Origin of the sequence: Acinetobacter brisouii, from assembly GCF_008993995.1 — a bacterium.
GTDB lineage: Bacteria > Pseudomonadota > Gammaproteobacteria > Pseudomonadales > Moraxellaceae > Acinetobacter > Acinetobacter brisouii_A.
In genome coordinates this window covers 1-2230 of sequence record NZ_BKNN01000140.1, presented here as the reverse complement: position 1 = coordinate 2230, position 2230 = coordinate 1, and the positions used below count along the sequence as shown (strand labels likewise).

The 2230-nt window shown below is 30.7% G+C and carries 2 protein-coding genes and 1 pseudogene; 2 read left to right on the top strand and 1 reads right to left on the bottom strand.

Features of this window, described 5'->3' with window-relative positions; genetic code table 11:
- Together GBN19_RS15870 and GBN19_RS15215 are read left to right on the top strand one after the other, a co-directional pair.
- A partial coding sequence (locus GBN19_RS15870; protein ID WP_171494510.1) for a hypothetical protein occupies window positions 1-489 on the top strand: 489 nt, incomplete at its 5' end.
- A gap of 351 nt (window positions 490-840) precedes the next feature.
- Entirely contained in the window at window positions 841-2010 is a 1170-nt protein-coding gene (locus GBN19_RS15215) for a toll/interleukin-1 receptor domain-containing protein (protein ID WP_151778680.1), read from the top strand.
- Window positions 2011-2045: 35 nt separating this feature from the next.
- Here GBN19_RS15215 and GBN19_RS16010 read toward each other — a convergent pair.
- Window positions 2046-2230: pseudogene (locus GBN19_RS16010) on the bottom strand (IS4 family transposase); the annotation flags it as partial.

Sequence of the window (2230 nt, the reverse complement as noted above, 5' to 3'; positions counted from 1 at the left end):
GTGAAAGAAGTAGATGAAAAAGGGTTAAAAACGAAGTATCCATATTTTCAAAGATTTCAATATATTGTTAATTCAATCAATAAATCAAGAAATAATGTGGAGTTATTAAAATGGGAACATATAGATTTATTTTTTTATCGGATGACATCTCAGTCAAAATTTAAACAGCTTATTTATGTGGATAAGCATGAAACTGAATTGAATCCTTTTGCCAAAAAGCAAATTATGTTATCCAAGCAATTAATTGAACTCATGCAGCCCAAACTGATTGTTGTTGCTAATGCATTTGCTTCTACTCTTTTTAAGGAGGAAATGCATAAACACAAAATTCACTTTGATGAAGAGAAGGGCTATCATCTATTAGAATTGCATTCGAATAAACCAAGAATTCCAGTATTTTTGACTTCAATGTTAACGGGACAAAGAGCACTAGATAATCATTCATTGGAAAGATTATGTTGGCATATTAAAAAATCGCTTGAAGATTAGACCTAATTTTATAAATTAAAACCTGAGGTTGAAAGTTCTTTTCCTATTTGGGATAAAGAACATTATTCTGCAAGATTGTTGGGGATGTTGGGCATAAAATCTTTAATGCAAGATTGCTCTTACTTTTGACTGGGCAAAAGTAACAAAACCCCGTTGTTCGTTAGAGGGTACGTCCATGTGCCCCTAACGAACGGGCGACATCCATGTCGCAGGTCAATTAATTCGTAATTGATAGATTTATTCTTAGGAAAATGAAAAGTAGGCTTTATATTTTTTCTGTGTCAAAGAATGTAGAATGAATTCTAGAAAAATCATGATGATGTGGATTTTGAAAAAGGTTAGAAAAAGAGTATGCAAGAAAATTTAGATGAAAAAATTAAGCTAATACACAATATTTTAATTGCTGTTTCTACAGGTACCAATATAACTCCAATTTTGAATCAAAATTATTCGCAACTGCGAAATGAATTACTTTCGTCTAAATATAAGGATTTATTGCCAATATATGTGAAGAGTAGTTTAGATTTAAAACAGTTTTGGGCAGTAATTAAAAATGAAAGTTCAACTTATCAAGGTCGTAGAGAAATATTAAACAAAGATTTCTTGCTTTTAGAAAAAACAACTAACAATTTAGCTTATGAAAAATATCATGTTCAAATATTTACTAAATCCAAAAAATATTTTTATAAATTAGATCTTGAGCAGCAAAATTTAGAACCATTTATAAGAGCGTATCATTATGCTGAAAATATTTTAATTGATGGCACTACTATTTTATCAAGTGATATAGCATCTATAAAAATTACGAGAAGCTCAAACAATTTTAAAATTTATCAAGAAAAAGCGCAGATAGAGCATGATAGGGAGAGGGAAAAAGATCTCCGAGATGGTTTGATAGTTGCTGCTCCTTTTTCTGCACAGTATCGTGCTTTTCACAATATGGAAAATGTGACAGATAGATTTATTTTATATCCATTGGGTGAATTGAGTATAAAGCAACCTATTAATACTACAGTTAATGATGGAGGCAATCGATTGAAAAAAGTATTTATTAGCCATGCTACAAAAGATAGAAAAATTGTAGAAGAGTTAATTGATCTTTTAGAAACTATAGGAATAAATTCTACACAAATTTTTTGTTCTTCATTTGAGGGCTATGGAATACCTTTAGGGGAAGATTTCTTAGCGACAATTAAACAAGAGTTATCGGCTGAAGTACTTGTTCTATTTGTAATTACAAATAATTTTTATGCAAGTAAAGTCTGTTTATGTGAAATGGGGGCAGCTTGGGCTTTATCTAAAAGACATATTCCAATAGTAGTACCGCCATTATCCTATTCTGATATACAGGGAGTAATTCCTCTCACACAAGGCATGTTGATTAATGACTTTCCAAAATTAAATAGTTTGAAAGAAAAGTTAGAAAATGACTTTGGTTTTGAGCAGAAAATAGGTTTGAATACTTGGGAACGTAAAAGAGATAGGTTTGTGAATAATATAAATGAACTTATTGAATTTTAAAAAAAAGCCCCTACATCAGTAGTAATGCCAGTCAGTTAAGCTGATTGGCATTTTTTCTTTGGATATTTTGCAGGTTTTGCTTTAACTACTCTTGGACACAGCCTATGCCTTTTTTCAGGTAATACATACATTTTTGAACTTTCTAATAAATGCTCTAAATGTCTAGGCAAATTACCTGCCGACTCTAAAGGCGTATGCCTCAATATATTGATAATACTCA